We start from the raw sequence: 21,882 nt of genomic DNA, 5'->3' as shown, positions 1-21,882 counted from the left end.
ATCACCTGCTCGCAACTTCTTCCCTTGCTGCGGTAATAGGCGGTGATCTGAGGGTCTTTTCCTTTTCAGCCATTTCTGTCTCGAACTCTTCATGGCTCATGAATTTAGGCGCATCTAGTCGCGCGTAGTCGTAGCGATAATTGCCTCCGCTGACGACCGAGCCTGCTGGCATATCAATTTGAAAATGACCGGTGCAAAAAGTTGAAACGACAGGAGCAGACTCACTTGCCTGAGCTGTGTTCATGATGTGCAATCCTTGTTGAGATGAGATGTCGCCAGCTAAAAATAGCCAGACCATGAAGGCCGATGCGGTGATAAAACGGAGCGGATTTTTCATGTGCATTTTTCTCCAGGGATTTTTTTCAAGTTCGCAGAGGCGTTGACGATCCTGATGATGGAATAGAGGGTGACGGCTCGGGCAATCGTGGCGTTGTAGGAAAACTGATGGTCATAGCTGTCATGAGATCTCAGCTTTCCTTCGTGCTTGAATATCTGTAGAACGTGAGGTTTCGGTGCACCACCCGATTCCGCCGGGACCGTGCCATCGCCCGGGCCAGTACCGCTCTGAAGAGAGAAGTAATGGACGGAATGCTCTCCGAAGCGCAGTTCCAGCATCCCGTTCAGATCATCTTTTTCCAGTCGCGCCTGCGCGGGATCGCCTGGCACCAGCGGCCTACACTTCCAGTTGATCTCGTTCCATGCAGGTTGTTGTGGGTCAGCGGCGTAATACACGTAGGTATTGGGGTGATAGCTGTCTTGAATGAGTTGATGAAGATTTCGAGCCAATTTCATATTCTCTGCAAATTGACAAAAATCCGGCATTGGGCGCTTTTTCGAGGCGAGGACGTTCCCCTCCCTTTCGGCGCGTTCGCGATCCTCCCTCCCCGCCGGATCAATCAAATCCTCGCGCACCAGCTTCCACCAATCCGACGTATTGTTCAGATAGATCTGCGCGTAGGGATCCCCCTCGCCCAAAAAGCTGTCCATCTCCTCTGGCATCCCGCGCTGGCCGATGGCGCGATAGCTGGCGCGCAACCAGTGCCGCTCTCCTTGATTGGTCCAGGTCTTGTATTGCGCAGTCGGCAGCAGTTCCAACGGACCCGGCGCATTGGCCATCACTGCCGTACAGTCAGCCGCATCGCGTCCCAGTACCACCTGCGCCATGCCTTCAAACCCGGCCCGGATGCGCTTGTAGGTAGCCGGCGCGCCAATGGCCGGCATCACGCCATGGATGACGCCCAGAATGCGTTCAGTCATTCCCGGCAGCCGCGCACAGGCACGTGCCACCAGGCCGCCCATGCTGTGCGTGATCAGGATCACGCCCTCACAGCGCTTTCCCTTGCTGCGGTAATACGCCGTAATCCGCTCGATCTCGTCAGCCAGTCGCTGCGCGGAGACCTGGTTGCTCTGCAACCAGTTGTAGCCCACGGCATGCACCGGATAAAGCACCTCTGCGGCATCTCTCAAGTCTTCGTCCGAAATTGCAACAAAGGGCTTCTGCGCGCCCAGCCTGGCTGCATCCTGCCGATCCATCACCAGCTCCTGCCAGTGCGAGGTGAGCCGGGTGCCCTGGCTCGCAGGATCGAAGATCATCGCCATGCTGGTCTCCAGCAGCGAAAGAATGCCGAGATAGCTGTCTGCATGGAGCTGTCCCCAGCCGCGCCATTTGATACGCTCGGCATCGGTCTGGCCGGGAGCAAGCGACAGCAGGGTCTTGCTCGTGTCATCAGGAAAAGCCGGACCGCCATCATCCACCTCAGTGGTCTCCGGATTGAGCAAACGTTGCCGGTCTGCCGCCGTGCGGACCAGATGCGTGAGCCCCAGCGTGATCGTCTCCCAAGTGTTCTCGGGTGGCAGCCAGGCCGGCCCCTGGTCGCGTTTGCTGACCCTGAGCCGCGTCCCCATGATGCCCGGCACGAACAGAATGGGCACCACCACCTCCGGCGTGGTCAGACACAAGGCCCTGACCTTCTGGTTCTCTCCGGTCAGCACCGATTGCGCCACATCATTGCCGTCTTCATCCCAGGCGGTGCCGACCAGCCGGGTCGGTTCTGCCGCCTGCTCCGGCAGGGAAAATTGCTTCATCCTCTACTCCTTCACGATCCGCAGCCGCGCGATACGCAGGGCCTGGTCCTGGCTCAAGGCCGTACGTCCCTGTTCATCAGTGACGCCTTCAATGACGCTGCCGTCATCGAGCTCGATGCGATAGCGCTGCCGCACATGCGGCCGGCCACTGCCGCGCCGTGCCAGGATGAAACGTTCGTCGGTACGCATGGCGCTGGCCGGCAGTTCCACGCCCGGAGGCGCACTGTCCGCACCGCTTACATGATGGAAATTCGCCGAGCGGATGATGTGATCCGCGCTGCTCTGCTGCGTGATCGCGCCGCCCCCCAGATCAATCTGCGCACCCTGCGCCAGCAGCTTGAGCCGGGGAGCCTGGAGGACGATTTCATCAACAGCCGTCAGGATGATGCGGCGCGCTGAGGTGGCTTCGATGTCATCGCCGTGCGTCTGCAATTGCAGCTTGCCGCTGGCCGCGACCAGCCGCATCCCCAAGCGCTGCGCAAACACGCTGATACTCTCCGCCACCCGCACCAGCAGCTTCTTGCCCGCAGAGAGCTGCGTATTGCCCACGCTGACCAGATCGATTTCCTTCTGCGCACCAACGACCACGCCCTCATCACTGGTGATGGCCACACCGGCCGGTGCAGTCACGGCCACGACCGGCTCGCCGCCACCGCTGCCTTCGGCCTGCGTGTTGCTGCCGGTCTCCCAGGCATCGAGCCGCGTGCGCAACGCGCTCAAGGACTGCACTGCCGTCGGCCCGGCATGATGGGTCTCGGCCAGCGCCGCCAGTTCCTGCTGGACGTTCTGCAGCACGCGCAGCAGCCCCAGCATCTCGGCCCGATCCAGTTGCGCGCCGCTGGCCTGGCTGCGCCGGCTCGCGCTGATCAGCACACCCTGTCCACCGCGCAGCGCCAGCGCCTGGTCCGTCCGCAACTCGGCGCCTTCGCCGCGCGCATCGCTGCGTCCCTCGGTACGAGGATGCGTGAGCCAGCCCAGGTTCAGTTCGCTCTGTCCGTGTTGCGAAGCAAGCTGGGCGCTGATCTGGCGCGGGGTGTCGTCGAGCCGCAGCTGGTTGTAGCGCTGGCCCTGAATCTCCTTGCTGCGCACGCCCGCCAGGAAGCGGTTGCCGGGCAGGCTGCCGACGCCGCTGAAGGCAGGCGGTAGCGACAGGCCGTTGTACAACCGGCCGATCACGACAGGCTTGTCAGGATCGCCCCCGAGGAAATCGACGAGCACCTCGTCGCCCACGCGCGGCAGATTGATCGCGCCCCATTGCCTTCCGGCCCAATGACTGGCCACGCGCACCCAGGCGGAATCGCGTTCGCTGTCGCTGGCCCCGCCGGCGAGCTGGTGATCCTGCATGCGGGTCCCGTGAAAGCGCAGCTTGATGCGGCCCAGCGCGTCACAGTACAGTTCTTCACCCGCCGGGCCGACCACATGGGCATTCTGCAGACGCGGCCGGGGCAGATCCACGCGGGGATCAAAGGCCGGTACCAGCGGGATGCCACGCCGCACGCATGCGAAATGGTTCAGATAGCGCAGACCTTGTTCGCGGCAACGGCGCTGCAAGTCGGCCAATCCGCCGAGATCGCTTTCACGATGCGGCGCTGCGCGCTGCAGGCGCTCCTCCAGCGAGGCCGGCAGGTTGTTCTCGGCATGGAACTCCAGCCGGGTCACGATGAATTCGCGCTCATGCGGTGGATGACGTTCCAGCTCAGGATGCCCCGTAATGTCGATCCACTCGCCCACACGCAGCGCACGCACGGTGGAATCGGCACCGAATTCCTTGCTCTCCAGCGCCAGCCGCTGCATGCGCGCCCGGGCAATCTGGTCAAGATCTTCACCATCGTCGGCGATGTGCGGGGCCTCCACCAGATAGTCATCCAGCAGCTGGGCAAAGCGTTCGCCCAGTGCGCCCTGCGCAGCCGGATTGTTCACATGCCGTTGTAGCGGCCCATCCTGCGCGTGATCCCAGGTATGGCGGCTGACACTGCCGGCCCGCAGGCGACGCGTGGCCTGCCAGCGCAGGAGGCCGTCCTGCGTGCCGGGCGCATGATCGCGTCGCCAGGGAACGCTGCCCGCCGCATTGCGCGGCAGCTGCATGGGATCGTCAAATAGCACCAGCACATGGCGCGGACAAGCAGCCTGGCCCGGCAGTGGCGGCTCGCCCGGACGGATGCACCAGCCGATGCCGCGCCGCTTCCACAGGCGACGCAGGAAATCGGCATCGGATTCGTTGTGCTGCATGATGAATTCGCGTGCCGGGTAGCGTTCTCCGAGCAGCGACCAATCCACCTCCATGCTGCTGGCCAGCAAGGGGCTGCGTTGCCGCCACTCGCTGATGAGGATCTGGGTTACATCGGCCTCGCTGGCGTGCAGGAAGACGCGGGTATTGATGCGCTGGCCCATCAGGCTGAGGGCATCGCGCAACAGCAGGCGATAGCTGCTCAGCTCGCCATCGATCTGCCCCGCATGGACCTCGGCGATGAAGCCGCAGATGGTGCGCAACAGGCCCTGGTCCGTCACCAGCTGGATTTCCGCCGGCACCGCCATGAATTCCTTGAGCGGCAAGTCCTCGCGCGGCGACAGACACAGCACCTCCACTTCAGTGGCACCACACAGCGTTTCGCGGCCCGTCACCTGCTGTATCAGCAGCGCGTCCTGCAAGGCCACGTGCGATTGCGGCAAGCGCAGCCGAAGGGCGCGGGCCTGTTGGGACCATGGTTGGCGTAGCGCGGAAAACGTGCGGTCGGGCATACGGACATCCTTGCTGGAATAGCCATCCGCGCAGCATCCCGGAACCCGGGCGATGCCGGCATCAAACGGCAGAAGGCGAGAGGAGAGCCATGCTAAAGGAGGGCTGCGCGCGCTTGGAGGAAGTGGCCGAGGTTGCCAGGCAAACTCGTCAGAGTTCGACCAGTCGCATTGCGCGACTGTCATTTTGTTGTGCCATGCTGATCCGCCCCGAGGGCGCTATGATAGGCGGCGTGCCGGCATGACCGGCCATCCGGAGCCCGGCCCCATGCAGGCCTGGCCCACAGCCACCCGACAGGAGACAAGACGTGCCCCCAGACATCGCGCCACGCCCCGTGATCACCCCGGCCCACTACCGTGCCGATACCACCGCTGCCTACGACTGGCAGATCCCCGAGGTCTTCAACATCGCCCACGCCGCCTGCGACCGCTGGGCGGATGGCAGCGGGCGTCCCGCCATCATTGCCGAGGACGGCGATGGCAAGGTCACCACCTGGAGTTTCGACCAGCTCAAGATCCTGAGCGACCAGTTCGCCAACGTGCTGAGCGAGGCCGGCATCCGGCGCGGCGACCGCATCGGGATCTACCTCTCGCAGCGCATCGAGACCGTCATCACTCACATCGCCGCCTACAAGCTGGGCGCAGTGACGGTGCCGCTGTTCTACCTGTTCGGTCCGGACGCGATCGCCTATCGTCTCGACAACAGCGAAGCCGCCGCCCTGGTCACCGACGCATCGGGCATGGACAAGGTCCATCTCGCCGGAGAACTGCCGGCACTGAAAGTGGTGTTCTGCGTGGAGCAGTCCGACATCGTGCTGCCGCAGACTACCGATTTCTGGGACCGCCTGCATGCGGCATCGCCCACGTTCGAACCGGTCACGACGCTGGCCGATGATCCGGCCATGATCATCTATACCTCCGGCACCACCGGCAAGGCCAAGGGCGCACTGCATGCACAGCGCGTCCTGCTGGGCCATCTGCCGGGCGTGGAAGTCTCGCACGACAGTTTCCCGCAGCCCGGTGACCGCTTCTGGACGCCCGCCGATTGGGCCTGGATCGGCGGCCTGCTGGATGTGCTGCTGCCGTCGCTGTATCACGGCGTGGCGGTGGTAGCGCGCCGTCTGGAAAAATTCGATGCATCTACCGTCTTCGGATTGCTGGCGCGGCATGGCATCCGCAACGTGTTCTTCCCGCCGACGGCGTTGAAGATGCTGCGCGGCACGCCAGATCCACGTGCGCAATGGGATTTTGCGCTGCGCAGCGTGGCCAGCGGTGGTGAGACGCTGGGCGACGACCTGATCGCCTGGGGCCGCAGCGCGCTGGGCGTGACCATCAACGAGTTCTACGGCCAGACCGAATGCAACCTCGTCGTATCGTCCTCGTCGCGGCTCTACCCCAGTGCCTCGGGCAGCATGGGACGTGCAGTCCCGGGACACGATGTACAGATCGTCGATGAAGAGGGTGCCGTCCTGCCGCGCGGCGAAGTCGGCAATATCGCCATCCGTGCACCGGATCCGGTGATGTTCCTGCGCTACTGGCGCAATGATGAAGCGACGCGCGAAAAATTCGCCGGTGATTTCCTGCTCACGGGTGACCTGGGCAACATGGACGAAGCCGGCTACATCCGCTACCTGGGCCGCAATGATGACGTCATCACCAGTGCCGGCTATCGCATCGGACCCGCTCCGATCGAGGAATGCCTGATGCGCCATCCGGCAGTGCGGATCGCGGCCGTGGTCGGCGTGAAAGATGCCCTGCGTACGGAGGTAGTGAAGGCTTTTGTCGTGCTGCAGGAAGGACATGCCCCGGACGCCGCACTGGTGGCGGCCCTGCAGCAGCATGTCCGTTCACAGCTGGCGGCGCATGAATATCCGCGCGAAATTGCCTTTGTCGACGCGCTGCCGACCACGGCCACCGGCAAGATCATGCGCAAGGCCTTGAAGGAGCGTGCCGAGCAATCCTCCTGAGGCCGCTCAAACTCCGTGCACCAGCCACTGCATCAGCCACGACAAGCCGAACAGCAGCGCGCCGATCAGTCCCCCGACCAGCGTGCCGTTGATACGGATGTACTGCAGGTCGCGGCCGATGTTGAGTTCGATCTGGCGTGACAGCTCGGCCGTGTCCCACTGCTTGATGGTGTCGCTGATGTGGCGCGTGAGCAGCTGGGCCACATCCGGACTGAGGCTGGCGATGGCCTGTTCCAGATGGGCGTTGAGCGAGGCACGCAGCTCGGCATCTTCCTGCAGGGCGCGCCCGATCCACTGCGTGGCCGCGCCGGCCTGGGCGTGCAGGGCCGAATCGGGACGCGCCAGGTCTTGCCGCAGCCACTGGCGCAGGCTGTCCCACAGGCTACCCACATAGGCGTTGACGGCCTCGCCCTGCAAGATCTCGCGCTTGATCTCCTCCGCCCGCTCGCGCAGGGCCGGGTCTTTCTTCAGGCGCGTCACGAAGCCGGCCAGCTGGCGATCAAAGGCCTGGCGCAGCGAGTGCTGCGGATCCTCGGCGATGCCGGTGAGCAGCTTGTCCAGAATGTCGGCGAGGGTATCGGCGGACTTCTCGCCGATCCAGTTCGAGGGCAGCAATTTTTCAATTTTGGGATATTCGCGCTGCAGCCATTCCACCATGCGCTCGGCGATGAACGCACGCGTCTGTTCGCGGTTGAGCAGCTCGGCCAGGGCCACGATGGCGCGGTCCAGCAGCTGCTGGTGACGGCCATCCAGCGTCAGCGTATCCAGAATGCTGGCCAGCGAGCGCGACAGGTCCAGCTTGCCCAGCGCGGTCTGCAGAGCTTCCCGTACAAAGGCCTGGATGCGGCGGTCATCGGTGAGCGTGAGCACGCCACCGACCGCCTGCGCCATGTAGCCGCCCAGGCGCGCGGCATTCTCGGGCGCAGCCATCCAGGCCGAGAGTCGCTGCGCCGGATCATGGCGGCGCACCAGTCCGGCCAGCGACTGCGGACTCAGGAATTTCTCTTCCACGAAGACGGCGAGGTTGTCGGCGATGCGCTCCTTGTTGCGCGGGATGATGGCGGTATGGCGTGCCAGCAGCGGCAGCGGAATCCGGCGAAACAGGGCCGTGACGGCGAACCAGTCGGCCAGTGCGCCCACCATGGCGGCCTCGGCCATGGCACGCAGCAACGCGCTCCAGGTGGAGGGCGCTGCCAGCGAGGCGGCTACGAACAGCGCTGCCGAGCCCAGCAGACAACCCAGGGCTAGACGCTTGGTACGGCGCAAGGCTTGTTGTTTATCCATGGCAGAGAGTGAGAAATTTCCGGCGGCATGCTCGCAGCATGAGACGAGGAGTCAAAACAAGGCGGGAAGTTCTGAAAAATTTCGAATCGCCACTAGAACAATTTCGAAAAATACGCGCTGAAACCAGGATCGGAATCTCGATAAATTTCGATTATTCACCAAGACATTCGAGGGTATAAGTGATTGTCACCGATAGTTTGTGCGTTTGTAATTGTAGCTAATCGACCGTCACCCCTAGCCGCATTGATCCTTGCGCTCATGAAAAAATCAGAGACTCCACAGAGCGCCCGCGTCATCTTCGGACAGAACGTCCGCAGGGTGCGCCGGCTTAAAGAGATGTCACAAGAAGAGCTGGCCTTCCGCGCTGACATCAGTCGCACCTACCTGAGCGAAGTCGAGCGCGGGGAAAGGAATATTTCCGTCGACAACATGGAGGCCCTGGCCCTCGCGCTGGAGATGGAATTGCCCGATCTCATGCGGACCAGCCTGATTTCGCTGCCCAGTGAGGATTCGCGCTGAACCCCGGCATCCCGGCTTGAAGCTGCATGGCGCGTGCGCGCCATGTTTGCTTTCTGCTGCGCTTTTCGACTCTTGTTGACTGTCTTCTTGCAAGGTTTGTTGTTCGTTTTGTTGTTCGTTTTTCTGCACGTTCATCTGTACATCGCTCTGCACGTTTCCCGGTACAGTGCACGCGCGCTGTTCGCCACCTGTGTCACGCTTTGTCCGGCACGTTTACCGCAGCTTCGGGGAAGCGCAAAGTGAACACGGTACGTCGTCCCGGTTCGCTGCTTGCGCTGGCTTGTCCGCCGTGCAGCGCCATGATGGTCCGCACGATGGCCAGGCCCAAGCCACTGGAACCGCTGGCGCTGCTGCGCGAAGGATCGGCGCGGTAGAAACGGTCGAAGATGCGTTCGATCTGGTCCGGCGGGATCCCCGGCCCGGGGTTGGCCACCCCGATCAGGGTCGCGCCCGCCACCACGGTGGCCTCCAGGCTGATGACGCCCTGCGGCGGTGTATAGCGGATGGCATTGGCGACCAGGTTGCCCACTGCACGACGCAGCAGGGTGGCATCGGCGTGCAGGATGCCGCTGCCGGCCACCGCAATGCGTACCTGCGCGTCTTCGGCGATGCCCTCGAAATAGTCGGCGATGCGATTGAGTTCCTCCGCCACGTCCAGCGGCTGGATCTGCAGCACTACGTGGGCGTTGTCGGCGCGGGCCAGGAACAGCATGCTCTCCATCATGCGCGAGAGGCGTTCGTATTCCTCGATGTTGGAACTGAGCAGGGCCTGGTATTCATCCAGGCTGCGCGGCTTGCCCAGCGCCACCTGGGTCTGCACCATCAGGTTGTTGAGCGGGGTGCGCACGTCATGCGCAAGATCGGCCGAGAACTGGCTCAGTTGCTGGAAGCTGCGATGCAGCCGGTCCAGCATGTCGTTGAAGGATTGCACGATCTCGTGCAGTTCACGCGGCGCGGCCTGCAGATCGAGCCGGGTATCGAGCTTGTTGGCCGAGATGGCGCGCGTCTGTGCCGCCATCATGCGCAGCGGACGCAAGCCGCTGCGCACGAGGAAGTAACTCAAGAGCGTTGCCAGCACGGTGCCGATGGCCGCCGCCCACCACACATCGGCGCGATAGTCCGCCAGCAGCAGCATGCGATCCGAGGCCGTACGCACCACCAGCACGATGGCCTTTTCGCCCGAGCGAGTGACCGGCATGCTGGCGATGTAGCGCGCGCGCAGGTCACCCATGCGCAAGGCTTCGATGTGGTCCCAGCTGCGGATCTTGACGGTGGACAGGTCCACATCCGGCGAGGTGCGCGTGGGGTCATGGCTTTCCAGCAGGGTGCTGCCATCGGCGCGGGCGATGCGCACCAGCAGCTGGTCATGGCCGGAGAGGGTGTCCAGTACCAGATGGCGGCGAGCGAGGATGTCCTCCAGTGACGCCGCATGCTCGACCAGGTGATTGATGGAGCGGCACTTGCCGGCCAGCTCTTCATCGTCGCGCGCCTCCAGCTGCATGTGCAGCGAGTGCGACAGATAACTGCCAACGGCCGTGAACAGCACCAGTGCCAGCAATCCGAACAGCACCACCAGCCGCAGGCTCATCGACGCGGTAGCACGTCTCACCGCCGCACCTCGAACACGTAACCCATGCCCCACACGGTGTGCAGCAACTTCTGGTCAAATCCTTCATCCAGTTTGGCCCGCAGACGGCGCACGGCCACGTCCACCACGTTGGTATCGCTGTCGAAATTCATATCCCATACTTGCGAGGCAATCTGCGGACGCGACAGCACCTCGCCCGGACGGCGGATCAGCATGTGCAGCAGGGCGAACTCCTTGGCGGTGAGATCGATGCGCTGTCCGGCGCGCGTGACCTTGCGGCGAATCACATCCACCACCACATCCTCGTACTCGATCAGATCGGCCTCGCGGCTCGGCCCCCGCCGCAGCAGGGTGCGCACGCGCGCCAGCAGTTCGGTGAAGGCGAAGGGCTTGACCAGGTAATCGTCGGCACCCAGCTCCAGGCCTTTGACGCGGTCTTCGACTTCGTCGCGGGCGGTGAGGAAGAGCACCGGCGTGTCATGCGTGCGGCGCAGTTCGCGCAGGATGTCCCAGCCGTTCATGCCGGGCAGCATCACGTCCAGGATGATCAGCTTGTAGTCCAGCGTGCGCGCATTGTGCAGGCCGTCCACACCGGTCTGCACCCAGTCCACCACGAAGCCGGACTCGGTCAGGCCGCGACGCAGGTACTCGCCCGATTTGGGCTCGTCCTCTACCAACAAGATGTGCATGATCGGAATTCCTGACGGACAAGTCCGTATTGTGACGCAGCCGGATGCGGCATTCATTACAAATGTGTAATGACTGGGCAATGTTTCTGTACGGACCCCCTCCCTAGAATCCATCCCAACGACTCGCCAGCCAAGCACGGCGATCGCGCCATCCCTGGCGGCGCACATCCTGTGCAGCACCAGAGATCTTGTGAAAACGCACTCAAAGGAATCTGATCATGAAAACCTCGCACCTCGTCCTCGGCGCACTGGCCACCGCCTTCTCCCTGTCGGCCTTCGCTCAATCGACCGTGACCACGGAAGCCGCACGCGATCAGGCCAACCTGAACGCCCGCAGCAACTATCCGGTGGTGCAATTCCAGGGCAGCAAGACGCGCGCCGATGTCATCGCCGAGCTGCAAGCCGCACGCCTGGGCGAGCCGATGCAGAACACCGGCACCAAGCCTTCGGTCTCCGACAGCAGCACCCAGGGCCAGGCCCTCGACACCTCGCTCTACAGCGGCGCGTGATCGCACCTGCCTGGGTCTCTGCTCAGGACGCGCGCTGCCGGCCCTCCAGCAGCGCCGTGAACTGTTCTCCCGGCATGGGCCGGCCGTACCAATAGCCCTGATACAGCGTGCAACCCTGCGCATGCAGCAGGTCACGCTGTTCCATCGTCTCCACCCCTTCGGCGATGATGGACAGCCCCAGGCTCTGGCCCAGCATGATGATGCTGCGGATGATGCTGGCCGTGGCTGCATCGTCCTGCATCCTGCGCACGAAGCTCTGGTCGATCTTGAGCTGGTCGATGGGGAAGCGTCCCAGGTACGACAGGGACGAATAGCCGGTCCCGAAATCATCGAGCGAAATCGAGACCTCATGCGACTTGAGGTCATTCATTTTTTCGATGACCTCATCGATTTTATCGATCATCATGCTTTCGGTCAGTTCCACCTTCACCGCCTTGGAGCTGATGCGGTGCTGGCGAATGGTTTCGTGGAAGCGCGCCACGAAGTGGTCCACCTTGAATTCCTGCGCCGACACATTGACCGCCACCACCAGCTCCCTGGCCAGACCCTCGCGCTGCCAGGCTTCGAGATCGCGGCAGATGGCTTCCAGCACCTGGTGGCCGATCTCTTCCATCAATCCCAATTCTTCGGCCACCGGAATGAACAGCGCCGGCGACACCATCCCCTTCATCGGGTGCTTCCAGCGCACCAGCGCCTCAGCCCCGACCACCTTGCCCTCAAAGGTAACCTGTGGCTGGTAATGCACCACGAACTGATGCTGCGCCACCGCCGTGCGCAATTCCACTTCCAGTGCGCTGCGCTGGCTGGCCAGGGCCTGCATGGCCGGATCGAAGAAGCGGAACACATTGCGGCCTGCGGCCAGTGACTGCACCATGGCCAGCTTGGCCTGCATCACCGCTTCCTCGGCCGATTGCACGTCACCGCGCAGGATGTTGATGCCGATGTTGAGAGAGTAGGGGAAACTCACGGTGCTGCCCTGCGGTTCGGCCAGCGCGGCGATGAGGCGGTGTGCGAGCGTTTCGCAGAAGCGGATGCCTTCGGCCAGTTCGCTCACCGGCAGATCGCATCCCAGCGCAAATCGTTCGCCATCGAGCCGCGCCAGCGTCTGGTCGGCGGCGACACAGGCCCCCAGACGTCGCGCACATTCCTTGAAGAGCCGGTCTGCATCATCGGCCTTGACCAGGCCGTGCGAGAGATCGGCGCGATGCATTTCCATGTAGAACACCACCAGCGGCAGGCCGTGTGCCTGCTGCCGTCCCAGGCCACGGCGCAAGCGATCGAGGAACAGCTTCTTGTTGGGCAGCTCGGTGACAGGATCATAGAAGGCCAGGCGGTCGATGCGGCTCTCGGCTTCCAACCGTTCGGAGACATCGATGATGACCCAGATCTGGTCGTTCTGACCCGTGCCATCGATGAGCGAGGTATGCAGTTCGGCCGGGAAGCTGCGGCCATCGGCACGCTTGAGCAACACGATCTCGCCGGTCGCTCCATGTGGGCGCAGCAGGGTGTGGTTGATGTAGAGGCTTTGCTGCTGCGCATCCTCGAAGATCTGCGCACTGGCCAGCGTGGTGAGTCCCGCGCCATTGAGCGCAAGCATGGACTGCGCAGCATCATTGGCGAAGGCGATCCGTCCATCGCGCACGAACAGTACGCCCGCCGGGATATTGCTCAGGATCGCCGCCTGTTCGTCGAAGAGGTTCTTGAGGCTGGTCTGCATGGCTTCCATGCGGTGAGCGAGGAGGCCGATCTCATCCTTTTGCGTGAGTGCGATACGAGTATCGAAGTGCCCGCGTTCGATGCGGCCGGCCGCGACGGTCAGCTTGCGGATGGGCGCGAGGATACGGCGATAGACCAGGAAGCCGATGATGAGCAGCGCCACCACTGCCTGCGCCAGCAGCACCCGCGTCTGGAAGCGCTTGTCTGCGGCGAGCTTGCGCTGCAGCTGGGCGTCCGACACCACCACCTGCACGCTGCCCAGCGTGACCATGCGGTCCGGCTGCTGCATGGTCAGCGGCAGGGTACGCGTGAGCAGGCTGCCGGCGCGGCGCAGCGGTTCTTCCTTGCGCACGAGGACACGCTCCTCGGGGTCGCGCACTTCCACAGAGACCACCTGGGTATCGAGCATGCTTCCTTGCAGCAGAGCCATCATGTCGTTCTGGTCGAGGCTCCAGACCGGGAGCACCAGGCTGTGGGCCAGGGTCTGGCTTTTTTCATCGACCAGGGCGGTCATTTCCTGGCTGATCTGCTGCTCGCGCGTGCCGTTGAGGATGGTCAGCGCCACCACGACCGGCAGGCTCATGGCCACCAGCATGGCACAGGCGATGTAGAGGCCGAGGCTGGTGGTCTTCTTGATCATGGCGGGCCGTGCGGGTCAGAAGGTGGATGGAAGGGCGGCGTGGACTATTTGAACCAGTCCATTTTGTAAGTCTCGATGGCCTGGCGTTCGATGGGGGTGAGCCTGTCGTTGTACAACTCGATCACGCGCGGATGCGTGCCGCGCATGGACTGGCGCACTTGCCGGGTGGAACTGTGTTTCTGGATCAGGTCCAGCAGGGCGCCATTGCGATGGATTTTTTTCAGGCCCTCCAGCAGGGCATCGCGGATATCGTCGCGCCCCGGGGAGGTGTAGAAGAAGAGATCGGTCGGGTAGTACAGCACCAGGTCGGGGACGATGGCCAGTTGATGGCCGGGATCATAGGTTTCCAGTTCGCTGGTGGCTTCGAAGATGGAGCGGTTGTAGAAGTCGAAGCGGCCGGCCTTGAGCATCTCGAACAGGTTCAGGTAGTTGCCCTGCACCACCTTGAGCTGGTTGGCCTGCATGATGCTGGTGTCGACCCAGCCGATGCCGGAGCCGATGGTGAAGGCGCGCAGGTCGTCCAGGGTACGGATGGACCGGGCGCGTTCGAAGCTTTCGCGGTTGGCCAGCAACACCCGATAGCCGCCGCCGCCCAGATAGATGGGGAAGGGGATGGGTTCGAGGGTGCGGGTCATGCCGCTGCCGGCGGAGGTCGTGATGAGGTTGCAGTATTGGCCGGCCTGGATCAGTTGCACGTAGCGCTGGTCGGAGGTGGCGACATTGGCGACGCGGCAGCCGTTGATGGAGAAGGGCCGGCCGCTGGCACGCATGGCCAGTTCGAGGACGGCCTTGCGGTAGTTGATCAGGGGATTGTCGTCATTGAGATCGGCGAGCTTGATCTCGATGACTTGCGCATTGGCGGCAGGCGATTGGGCGCGGGCGGAGGCGGCGCAGAGCAGACTCATCGCCAGGACGAGCAAGACCGCGACTACGCTTCGGGCGCTCGACTTGTCTCTACTCATGGCGGTGGGGAGCTCGAATTGTTCAGATGATGTTATGCAAGCGGGGAGGGAATCGCAAGGATTTGTGTGGGGTGGTGAGGATTTTGTGGTGTGGGGGCAGCGATGGGGTAATCGGCTGCGAAGCCGACAGGGAGTGGAATTGCGGTCGTGAGGAATTGAGATTTTTTGCTGATGGGAATGGCTCAGGCGGTCGCCTTGAGCCGAGCGCGATAGTCGACGGCTTCCAGTTCAAGATTGGATGAAATCGTGCCGCGTAGAATGAAGAGCTTGGGGGAAGTAGCGAACTCGAAGAGACGATATAAACAGAAAGCGTCGCCGACCTCTTCCGAAAACTCCAATTCGTTCCGGGTCACGATGAAGGACGTCAGCGGACCGCCGTTGGTCGTTTTCACCTCGATGAATCGCGCCTGATCCACGGACTCATACGACAGGATGTCATACCCGGCGCCATCCCCAATACGGTCAGCGATCCAGTCGACCCGGCCTGCGAGATCATCACGTCCTTCGTCATGGAGTCTGAATTTTTCAAACGACACCGTCCACGCTTCGCCAGCGTGACCCAATTGGCGGTTACGCTCTTCACGCGCGGCGTAGTCCAACTTGCGCGGGAGCCTCAGCCGCTTGGGCATACGTATCGTTGGCTCCACTGTTGGTCGAGCAACGAGCACGCCACGAAACTGCTGTTGCGCGGGCTCGGTTTGTGCGTCAAAACTATCCATCATTTTGGCGAGCTCGCCACGCTGTGCGTCGATGAAGGTAATCACGGTGCGACGGAGCAATTCCTGCAAATTGGTCCGCGGTTTGTAGCCGCGAATATAGGGTAGTCCCAGCTGATCCAGCACGGCCGAAATATTTTGGTGCTTGAGCTCAATGGAAGATTTGCTGCGAGTCGTCAGCTGGCGGCGCAGGTGTTCATTGTGTTCGGCTTTGTTATACGGAAGCCCGAATGCCTCCGCGCGGAGCATATTAAAGTAGTCACGAACGGTGGCCTCCACCTCTTCAGCAGTCCAGTCCTGACCGATCCTGACTACCTCGAAGTCCAGTTCACGAAGAATCGCTTCAGCGGAAACGCCACCTTCAGAAAAGGTCTCCGATCGGAGGGGACCAGTATCTGGAAATGCAACGCCATAAGCCACCGCCACGACGGCCGCTGCATCGTAGAGCTTGCCTGAGTGACGATCACGGAGCATGTAATCGCGTGACTTGCCGTAACCGTACTTCTCAAGGAAGTAGGTTCTGCCAAGGCGGTCGTATTCGCTCATTGCCGCACGAACGGCTTCGGGCGAATTCAAGTTCTTGAGCCGCATCATCTCAGTACACTTGCCCGGCCAGGAGGTGCTGGTAATCGCGGCTCAATGGGCCAGTCTGCCCGACGCCGGACCAACACTGGGAGGAGGTTGCATAGGCTTGGTGATAGGCCCAATACGCAATACGCCGCATGGCGGGCTCATCGCAAACAAAGCCCGCGCCTAGCTGCTCGGACAAATACGCTCCATGCGTACGGTTGCGTTCCTGCCACTTCGCGAGATGGATGGCAGCCGGCAACAGATCTCTTTTATCACCATTGCAGCGGCGATGCGCCAGAACAAGGTTTTCGCCCAGATTGCGTGGATAACGTGACCAAGGGATGAAGTGATCGACCTCGCCATTCTCCTGAAGAGATTGCTGGCAATAGAAGCACTGGCCTTTCTGTATGGTGTTCAGGACCGGGCGCGCGGCGCGCAAGTTGGCGCGATCAGCACCAAACAGGAGCTGTTCCAGATCCGATCCCGTGCCCAGCACGGCGGTATTGAGCGGATTGGCATGCAAGTGCTGAATCCACGCATGGCGGCTCAATTGATGGAGCAGTCCATGGAAGCGCCGAAGATTGAACATCACGCCTGGCAGCAGGCGTATTGCGGCTTCTGAAGCAGGCTCATAGAGAAATCGGACTTGCTCCCGACGAAGTATCTGCAGTCGCCACAAAGGCATTTCCTTCAACAGCACTACCGTCTTGCGCAGGGCCTTCGCCCAGTCCTCAGACGCACGGGCCTTAGGAAGCGTGCCGTGTCGACTGCGCAGTTCCTGCAATAGCGTAATCGTTGCTGCCTGTCTGCCACTGTTCTGGATCAGGACGGCTGCCAATCCGTCGCGGGTATAGGGCGCGACTTGCGGCCAGTAGATCTCCAAGAACTTGTCAGCGATTAGCTCGTGGGAAAGCTCAAGGCATTCGCCAGAATCTTCTCCATGCTCGACAGCCAGTTCGGTAATCGACTGCAGCAGCGCGAACTTGTAGGTGGCCGAAAATTCGCCCTCGTCAAACAAGCGTTGGACATGATCCAGAAAAGAAAGCTGCTGAGTCGGGGAGGGGATCTCCATCATGTTCAGCGTTGGCTCCAGTAATCCGCCTTTTCCGCAATCACCCAGCGCACGCCGCCTCTTGGATCCGGGAGATCGCCTGTATAGCGCGGGATGAGGTGCATGTGAAGATGCATCACTGTCTGACCCGCGGCAGCCCCGTCGTTGATTCCGATGTTGTATCCATCGGGATGGCATTGTTCGTCCAATATTCGTTTGGCGTCATCCAGAAGGGCCAACAGGGCGGTCCGTTCCTCTTCGTTTAGCTCAAAGAACGAGGCAACGTGCCGTCTGGGGATGATGAGCGTATGACCCAAGGACACCGGAAATCCATCGCGGATCGCAATAGCGAAATCATTCTGGGCAATGACCCGCTCAGAAGGTAAAGAACAGAACACACATGACATGGTTGAGTCCGGCGGAAAGTCGCGCAATAGGAAAGAGTATTCATTTTATCTTCTCTTGGTGCGAACAAACTGTCGTACTTTAGGCGTCCCTTAATGTCTGCATCTTGGGCGTGCTGATGATGTCTTCGGACGAAAAAAAACCCGGCCAACGAAGTGGCCAGGTTTTTGCGAAGAATGGGGTCAACCTAAGCAGGGCCCAAGAAGGACTCCACCGTCAATCCATCAACTCGCCGGCTTTGAAATCCCTGATGTAGGGAGTCACAGTAAGTGAAAATCCAGGGCACTGATTTCAAAGGCTTTTTTCACAATCGTGAATATGCGCCGGAGCTGCAAAGAATCAGATTAAGTGAAAAAAAATGAATATGCGTCACAGATAATGAAATTGGGGATGCCCCTCTAGCACGGTCACCGCTATTTGCTGACCATTATCGATTATTTCTTCATTTCCCTCTGTTCGCGTATGCATCGACGCCGACCGCTCAATTCGATTCGTTAACCCCTAACGCTGTGTCAGTAGTGCAATGGCCTCAAATAACAGGTCAACGATTATTTCCGATCCAACTGCATACTGGCTTTCTTGCCCGGAGAGAAACATGAACGTAGATCGGACGGAAGAAAAATTTTGCGCTAGCAAAATCAGATGCACAGCACTCGGCCCCCTGACGCCGGACAACCAGTTCTGCACAGTCCTCTCGCTTGCGTTCGTAAGCTTACACAGCGTCTTCACAGCGTGCCGAGATGCTCCAATCTCTTGCTTGAGCGCGACCTCAATCGCTATCGCATATTCATGAGATGTTAAATTTTTGGGAGCTTGATTCCGCAATTTTTTGCGTGCTTCTCGCAACATATTTCACCTCAGCGAAAGTATATTGATCCCAAACATAGGAGGTTAGGTCATAGCGCAGATGGACTAGATGAGGTGAAGGCGATGTCTTCAAACAGACCCGCAAATCGCACCCAGGACAAAGCTACTCAGCAGCGTGCTGCTGCGTATGTACGTATGTCCACTGAGCACCAGCAATATTCGACCGAAAATCAGCTCGAGGTAATAACAGCGTTCGCTCTGTCACGAAACCTGGAAATTACTAAGGTCTACACGGATGCGGGCAAGAGTGGATTACGACTAGAAGGTCGTGACCAGTTGAAGTCACTTTTGATTGACGTAGAGTCTGGAGTCGCTGAATTCGGGGTTATTTTAGTCTACGACGTCAGCAGATGGGGGCGTTTTCAGGATCCCGATGAGAGTGCTAGCTACGAGATCCGTTGTAAGCAAGCGGGTGTTCGAGTTCTTTACTGTGCAGAGCAATTCGAAAATGACGGTAGCGCGGTTTCTAGCATCATCAAGAATGTCAAACGGACAATGGCTGGGGAGTACAGCCGCGAATTAAGTGTAAAGGTTCATGCAGGTCAGCTACGGCTAATTCAGCTTGGAGTTCGTCAAGGCGGCGCTGCTGGATACGGCCTCCGAAGAATGCTGGTTGATCATACGGGGAACCACAAAGGAATACTGCAGGCTGGCGAACATAAATCCATTCAAACAGACAGAGTAATCTTAGTGCCAGGACCGGAAGACGAGACGGAAACGGTTCGATGGATTTACAGCGCATTTGTCGAAGACGGTTTGAGTGAGGCTGAAATTGCTGCCAGGCTTAACGATCAGGGTAAGCTGACAGATCGCCGGACGTCATGGACACGTGGTACGGTTCATCAAATTTTGATTAATGAGAAGTATGTAGGAGATAACGTCTGGAACCGTACATCGTTCAAACTTAAGTTGGAGCGTGTTCACAACCCGCCAGCTGCTTGGGCCCGCGCTGAGGGAGCTTTTTCTCCTCTTGTAGACCGCCTCATTTTCAATGCAGCACGTCAAATCATTTTGGCCCGCTCTTATCGGCTTACTGACGATGAAATGCTGGATGCGCTGAAACGATTATTGCATCAACATGGACGGCTCTCAGGAATAATCATTGACGAATCTAATGGCTGCCCGTCTAGCAGCGCGTTCGCCAGCCGCTTCGGCAGCCTCATTAGAACATATACACTTATTGGTTACGATCCTGGACGGGACTATCGCTATCTTGAAATCAACAAAAAGCTCCGGGAAGCTCATCCAAAAATCGTCTCCGCGGCGATTACCGCGATACATGCGGTTGGAGCAACGGCAGAACAGGACCAGAAATCCGATCTACTGTGGATCAACAGGGAGTTTAGTGCAGCCCTTGTGCTATGTCGTTGCCGCAGTCTGACTAACGGCGTCAACAGATGGATCTTGCGATTCGACAATTTAGTACGAGCTGAAATCACTATTGCAGTCCGGATGAGCGAGGACGCATGCGCGATCCGCGACTATTATCTCCTTCCCCATATAGACGTCTTTTCTCAAAAGCTCCAGCTCGGGGAGACGAATGAAAATGGGTTCGACGCGTACCGCTATGATGACCTGTCCATGCTTACCTATTTAGCGCGCCGAATAGCACTTTAAGAGGGAAATATGGAAAATCCTCAAGAGCTTCATCCGGAACATCTAGACGCGTCCAAACAAATTTCGCTTATCCCCGCCGACCGTATTCGAATTTTGAATCCGCGCAGCAGAAATCCACTCATTTTTTCTCGACTTGTTGAGAACATTTCTGTACTAGGATTAAAACGCCCTGTTACGGTCGCTATCGGTGGAAAAGACGTAACTGGTGATTGGTACGAGGTCCTGTGCGGGCAGGGCAGATTTGAGGCATTGAAACACCTTGGCGAGACCGAGATACCTTGCTGCATCGTGGCCGCACCTGAAATAGATCGCTTCCTAATATCGCTTACCGAAAATATCGCTAGGCGAAGGCACACTACCGAGGAACTACTCAGCGGCATTCTGGTGCTACGACAAAAAGGATACAGTCTAGAGCAAATTGCCATCAAAACAAATCTGGAGACAAGCTATGTTCGCAGTATTCTCCATCTCCTCGATAACGGCGAACAAAGGCTTCTGCGCGCAGTTGAAAAGTCTCAAGTACCGGTCTGGCTTGCCGTTGAAATTTCACGTGCGTCTAGCGACGGGGTGCAGAAAGCGCTGATGGATGCATATGAAGACGGCACACTAAAGGGTGACGAACTTCTTCTCGTTAGAAAAATAATCAGCAAGCGAGAAGCACTAGGAAAATCGGCGTATCCCAAGCGCAAGAGTGATCAAGATAGTCCAACACCGCAGAAGTTGCTCCGGATATATAAGACTGAAGTGCGCCGGCAGCAGTTGAATATTCAAAAGGCTCGTGTTCAAGAAGAACGCCTTCTACTCATCATTTCAGCAATACGACATTTTTTATCTGACGAACACTTCCGAACTCTTCTTCGTGCTGAACAGGTATACGACATTCCAGAAGTCATTGCTAGGCGTCTACCAGGAGATCTGCTGCCATGAGCCATATCAGACACTGCTTTGACCGCGCGATTTTGGACTTGGAAATTGACAAAATCCGCGTGTTGGTACCACTTAAGAAGCAAGTGCTTGTGACGCCGAAATTTAGGAGTATTTTGAGTTCGGTGAAAGAACTTGGCATTATCGAACCACTAGCGATACATCCTTCCCAAGGACAACCAGGCTATTTTGATCTTTTAGATGGAAGACTCAGGCTGGAAGCGGCGAAATCACTTGGCCAAATTACAGTTCGATGTATGGTTGCGCTGGATGATGAGAGCTTTACTTACAATAAACAAATAAATCGGATTGCCTCAGTTCAGGAATACCGGATGATTCGCGCAGCGCTAGCGAAGGGTGCCTCCGAAGAAAGAATCGCAAAGGTTTTGGCTATAGACGTCAAAAAAGTACGGGAGAAAGCGCATTTGCTCGATGGAATTGCCCCAGAGGCTGCCAGACTTCTTAGAGATAGACAGGTCTCGCCTGAGGTTTTCAGGGTACTCAGAAAAATGAAGCCCATACGACAAATCGAAGCTGCAGAAATGATGATCGCGGCGAATAAGTTCGCGAAAAGTTATGCGGAGATGATACTTGTTACAACGCGGCCAGAAGCGTTAATAGAAAAAGCGAAAAGCCAGGTCGGAAAGGACATTTCACCCGAGGACATTACTCGAATGGAAGCCGAGATGGAACGGCTACAACATGACAGCCTAGCTGTAGAAGATACTATTGGAGACACGATGCTTTCCCTTGTCGTGGCCAAAGGCTTTATCAGTCGTCTTTTTCGCAACGAGAATATTCGTCGGCATCTTCAGCGGCACCATCCAGATTTGCTCTCCAGCGTTACCGCGACACTTGATGCTATCGCGGCAGATGGCCGTGGTATTAGTCAGGAGTAGCAGATGCACGGTGATATTCAGTATGTACCGATACATAAATAACGTGCCCCTGTCACCCACCGTTAAAGGCGTATAGATTAGCTTGGCATCATATAGCGCACATTTCTTCTAGGCGCGTCAATTTTGCGCTTAGAATGG

At 59.2% G+C, this 21,882-nt stretch carries 17 protein-coding genes; 6 read left to right on the top strand and 11 right to left on the bottom strand.

The features are described from left to right. Nucleotide 1: 1 nt before the first annotated feature. Genes ACWFUC_RS05040 through ACWFUC_RS05030 form a run of 3 tightly spaced genes read right to left on the bottom strand, consistent with a single transcriptional unit; the run spans nt 2 to nt 4,824 of the window. Nucleotides 2–337 carry a hypothetical protein gene (locus ACWFUC_RS05040; protein ID WP_489637473.1) on the bottom strand — a complete coding sequence of 112 codons (336 nt, stop codon included), beginning with the start codon at nt 335–337 and terminating at the stop codon, nt 2–4. Next, nucleotides 334–2,085, bottom strand: a complete 1,752-nt coding sequence (locus tag ACWFUC_RS05035; protein WP_489624263.1) for an esterase/lipase family protein — start codon at nt 2,083–2,085, stop codon at nt 334–336. The genes ACWFUC_RS05040 and ACWFUC_RS05035 overlap by 4 nt, the downstream gene beginning before the upstream one ends. Before the next feature lie 3 nt (nt 2,086–2,088). Then, nucleotides 2,089–4,824, bottom strand: coding sequence for a type VI secretion system Vgr family protein (locus ACWFUC_RS05030; RefSeq protein WP_489624262.1), 2,736 nt, complete (start codon nt 4,822–4,824; stop codon nt 2,089–2,091). A gap of 305 nt (nt 4,825–5,129) precedes the next feature. Here ACWFUC_RS05030 and ACWFUC_RS05025 point away from each other — a divergent pair, with 305 nt between their 5' ends. Next, nucleotides 5,130–6,788, top strand: a complete 1,659-nt coding sequence (locus ACWFUC_RS05025) for an acyl-CoA synthetase (protein ID WP_489624261.1) — start codon at nt 5,130–5,132, stop codon at nt 6,786–6,788. Nucleotides 6,789–6,794: 6 nt separating this feature from the next. On the opposite strand, the gene ACWFUC_RS05020 is transcribed toward ACWFUC_RS05025, so the two are convergent. Beyond that, complete coding sequence (locus ACWFUC_RS05020) at nt 6,795–8,072, bottom strand: DUF445 domain-containing protein (RefSeq protein WP_489624260.1); 1,278 nt, start codon at nt 8,070–8,072, stop codon at nt 6,795–6,797. 258 nt (nt 8,073–8,330) lie between these two features. On the opposite strand from ACWFUC_RS05020, the gene ACWFUC_RS05015 reads away from it, so the two are divergent. Next, the gene (locus ACWFUC_RS05015; protein ID WP_121037375.1) at nt 8,331–8,591 is read left to right on the top strand and encodes a helix-turn-helix domain-containing protein; all 261 of its coding nucleotides are present in this window, start codon (nt 8,331–8,333) and stop codon (nt 8,589–8,591) included. A 193-nt stretch (nt 8,592–8,784) separates the two neighbouring features. On the opposite strand, the gene ACWFUC_RS05010 is transcribed toward ACWFUC_RS05015, so the two are convergent. Both ACWFUC_RS05010 and ACWFUC_RS05005 read right to left on the bottom strand, forming a co-directional pair. After that, the gene (locus ACWFUC_RS05010; protein ID WP_489624259.1) at nt 8,785–10,200 is read right to left on the bottom strand and encodes a heavy metal sensor histidine kinase; all 1,416 of its coding nucleotides are present in this window, start codon (nt 10,198–10,200) and stop codon (nt 8,785–8,787) included. Then, on the bottom strand, nt 10,197–10,868 hold the full coding sequence (locus ACWFUC_RS05005) for a heavy metal response regulator transcription factor (protein WP_034331353.1): 672 nt from the start codon (nt 10,866–10,868) through the stop codon (nt 10,197–10,199). The genes ACWFUC_RS05010 and ACWFUC_RS05005 overlap by 4 nt, the downstream gene beginning before the upstream one ends. Nucleotides 10,869–11,086: 218 nt before the next feature. Between ACWFUC_RS05005 and ACWFUC_RS05000 the strand changes: the two genes are divergently transcribed. After that, complete coding sequence (locus ACWFUC_RS05000) at nt 11,087–11,377, top strand: DUF4148 domain-containing protein (protein WP_489624258.1); 291 nt, start codon at nt 11,087–11,089, stop codon at nt 11,375–11,377. A gap of 22 nt (nt 11,378–11,399) precedes the next feature. On the opposite strand, the gene ACWFUC_RS04995 is transcribed toward ACWFUC_RS05000, so the two are convergent. The 5 genes from ACWFUC_RS04995 to ACWFUC_RS04975 all read right to left on the bottom strand — a co-directional run bounded on the left by ACWFUC_RS04995 (nt 11,400) and on the right by ACWFUC_RS04975 (nt 17,439). Continuing rightward, entirely contained in the window at nt 11,400–13,733 is a 2,334-nt protein-coding gene (locus ACWFUC_RS04995; protein ID WP_489624257.1) for a putative bifunctional diguanylate cyclase/phosphodiesterase, read from the bottom strand. Between the two features lie 44 nt (nt 13,734–13,777). Next, nucleotides 13,778–14,638: a hypothetical protein gene (locus ACWFUC_RS04990; RefSeq protein ID WP_489624256.1), complete on the bottom strand. Its 861-nt coding sequence runs from the start codon at nt 14,636–14,638 to the stop codon at nt 13,778–13,780. Nucleotides 14,639–14,877: 239 nt separating this feature from the next. Then, entirely contained in the window at nt 14,878–16,005 is a 1,128-nt protein-coding gene (locus ACWFUC_RS04985; RefSeq protein ID WP_134220965.1) for a protein NO VEIN domain-containing protein, read from the bottom strand. Between the two features lies 1 nt (nt 16,006). Then, nucleotides 16,007–17,056: an HNH endonuclease gene (locus ACWFUC_RS04980; protein ID WP_489624255.1), complete on the bottom strand. Its 1,050-nt coding sequence runs from the start codon at nt 17,054–17,056 to the stop codon at nt 16,007–16,009. Nucleotides 17,057–17,058: 2 nt separating this feature from the next. Further along, complete coding sequence (locus ACWFUC_RS04975) at nt 17,059–17,439, bottom strand: HIT family protein (RefSeq protein WP_134220963.1); 381 nt, start codon at nt 17,437–17,439, stop codon at nt 17,059–17,061. A 928-nt stretch (nt 17,440–18,367) separates the two neighbouring features. Between ACWFUC_RS04975 and ACWFUC_RS04970 the strand changes: the two genes are divergently transcribed. Genes ACWFUC_RS04970 through ACWFUC_RS04960 form a run of 3 tightly spaced genes read left to right on the top strand, consistent with a single transcriptional unit; the run spans nt 18,368 to nt 21,744 of the window. Beyond that, entirely contained in the window at nt 18,368–19,921 is a 1,554-nt protein-coding gene (locus tag ACWFUC_RS04970) for a recombinase family protein (RefSeq protein ID WP_489637472.1), read from the top strand. Nucleotides 19,922–19,930: 9 nt separating this feature from the next. Further along, the gene (locus tag ACWFUC_RS04965; RefSeq protein ID WP_489637471.1) at nt 19,931–20,848 is read left to right on the top strand and encodes a ParB/RepB/Spo0J family partition protein; all 918 of its coding nucleotides are present in this window, start codon (nt 19,931–19,933) and stop codon (nt 20,846–20,848) included. Continuing rightward, nucleotides 20,845–21,744, top strand: a complete 900-nt coding sequence (locus ACWFUC_RS04960; protein ID WP_489637470.1) for a plasmid partitioning protein RepB C-terminal domain-containing protein — start codon at nt 20,845–20,847, stop codon at nt 21,742–21,744. The genes ACWFUC_RS04965 and ACWFUC_RS04960 overlap by 4 nt, the downstream gene beginning before the upstream one ends. Nucleotides 21,745–21,882: the final 138 nt, after the last annotated feature.

This window comes from Herbaspirillum sp. Her4, from assembly GCF_057961335.1.
The sequence above is the reverse complement of the archived record's forward strand: the minus strand, read 5'-3'. Positions and strand labels throughout refer to the sequence as shown.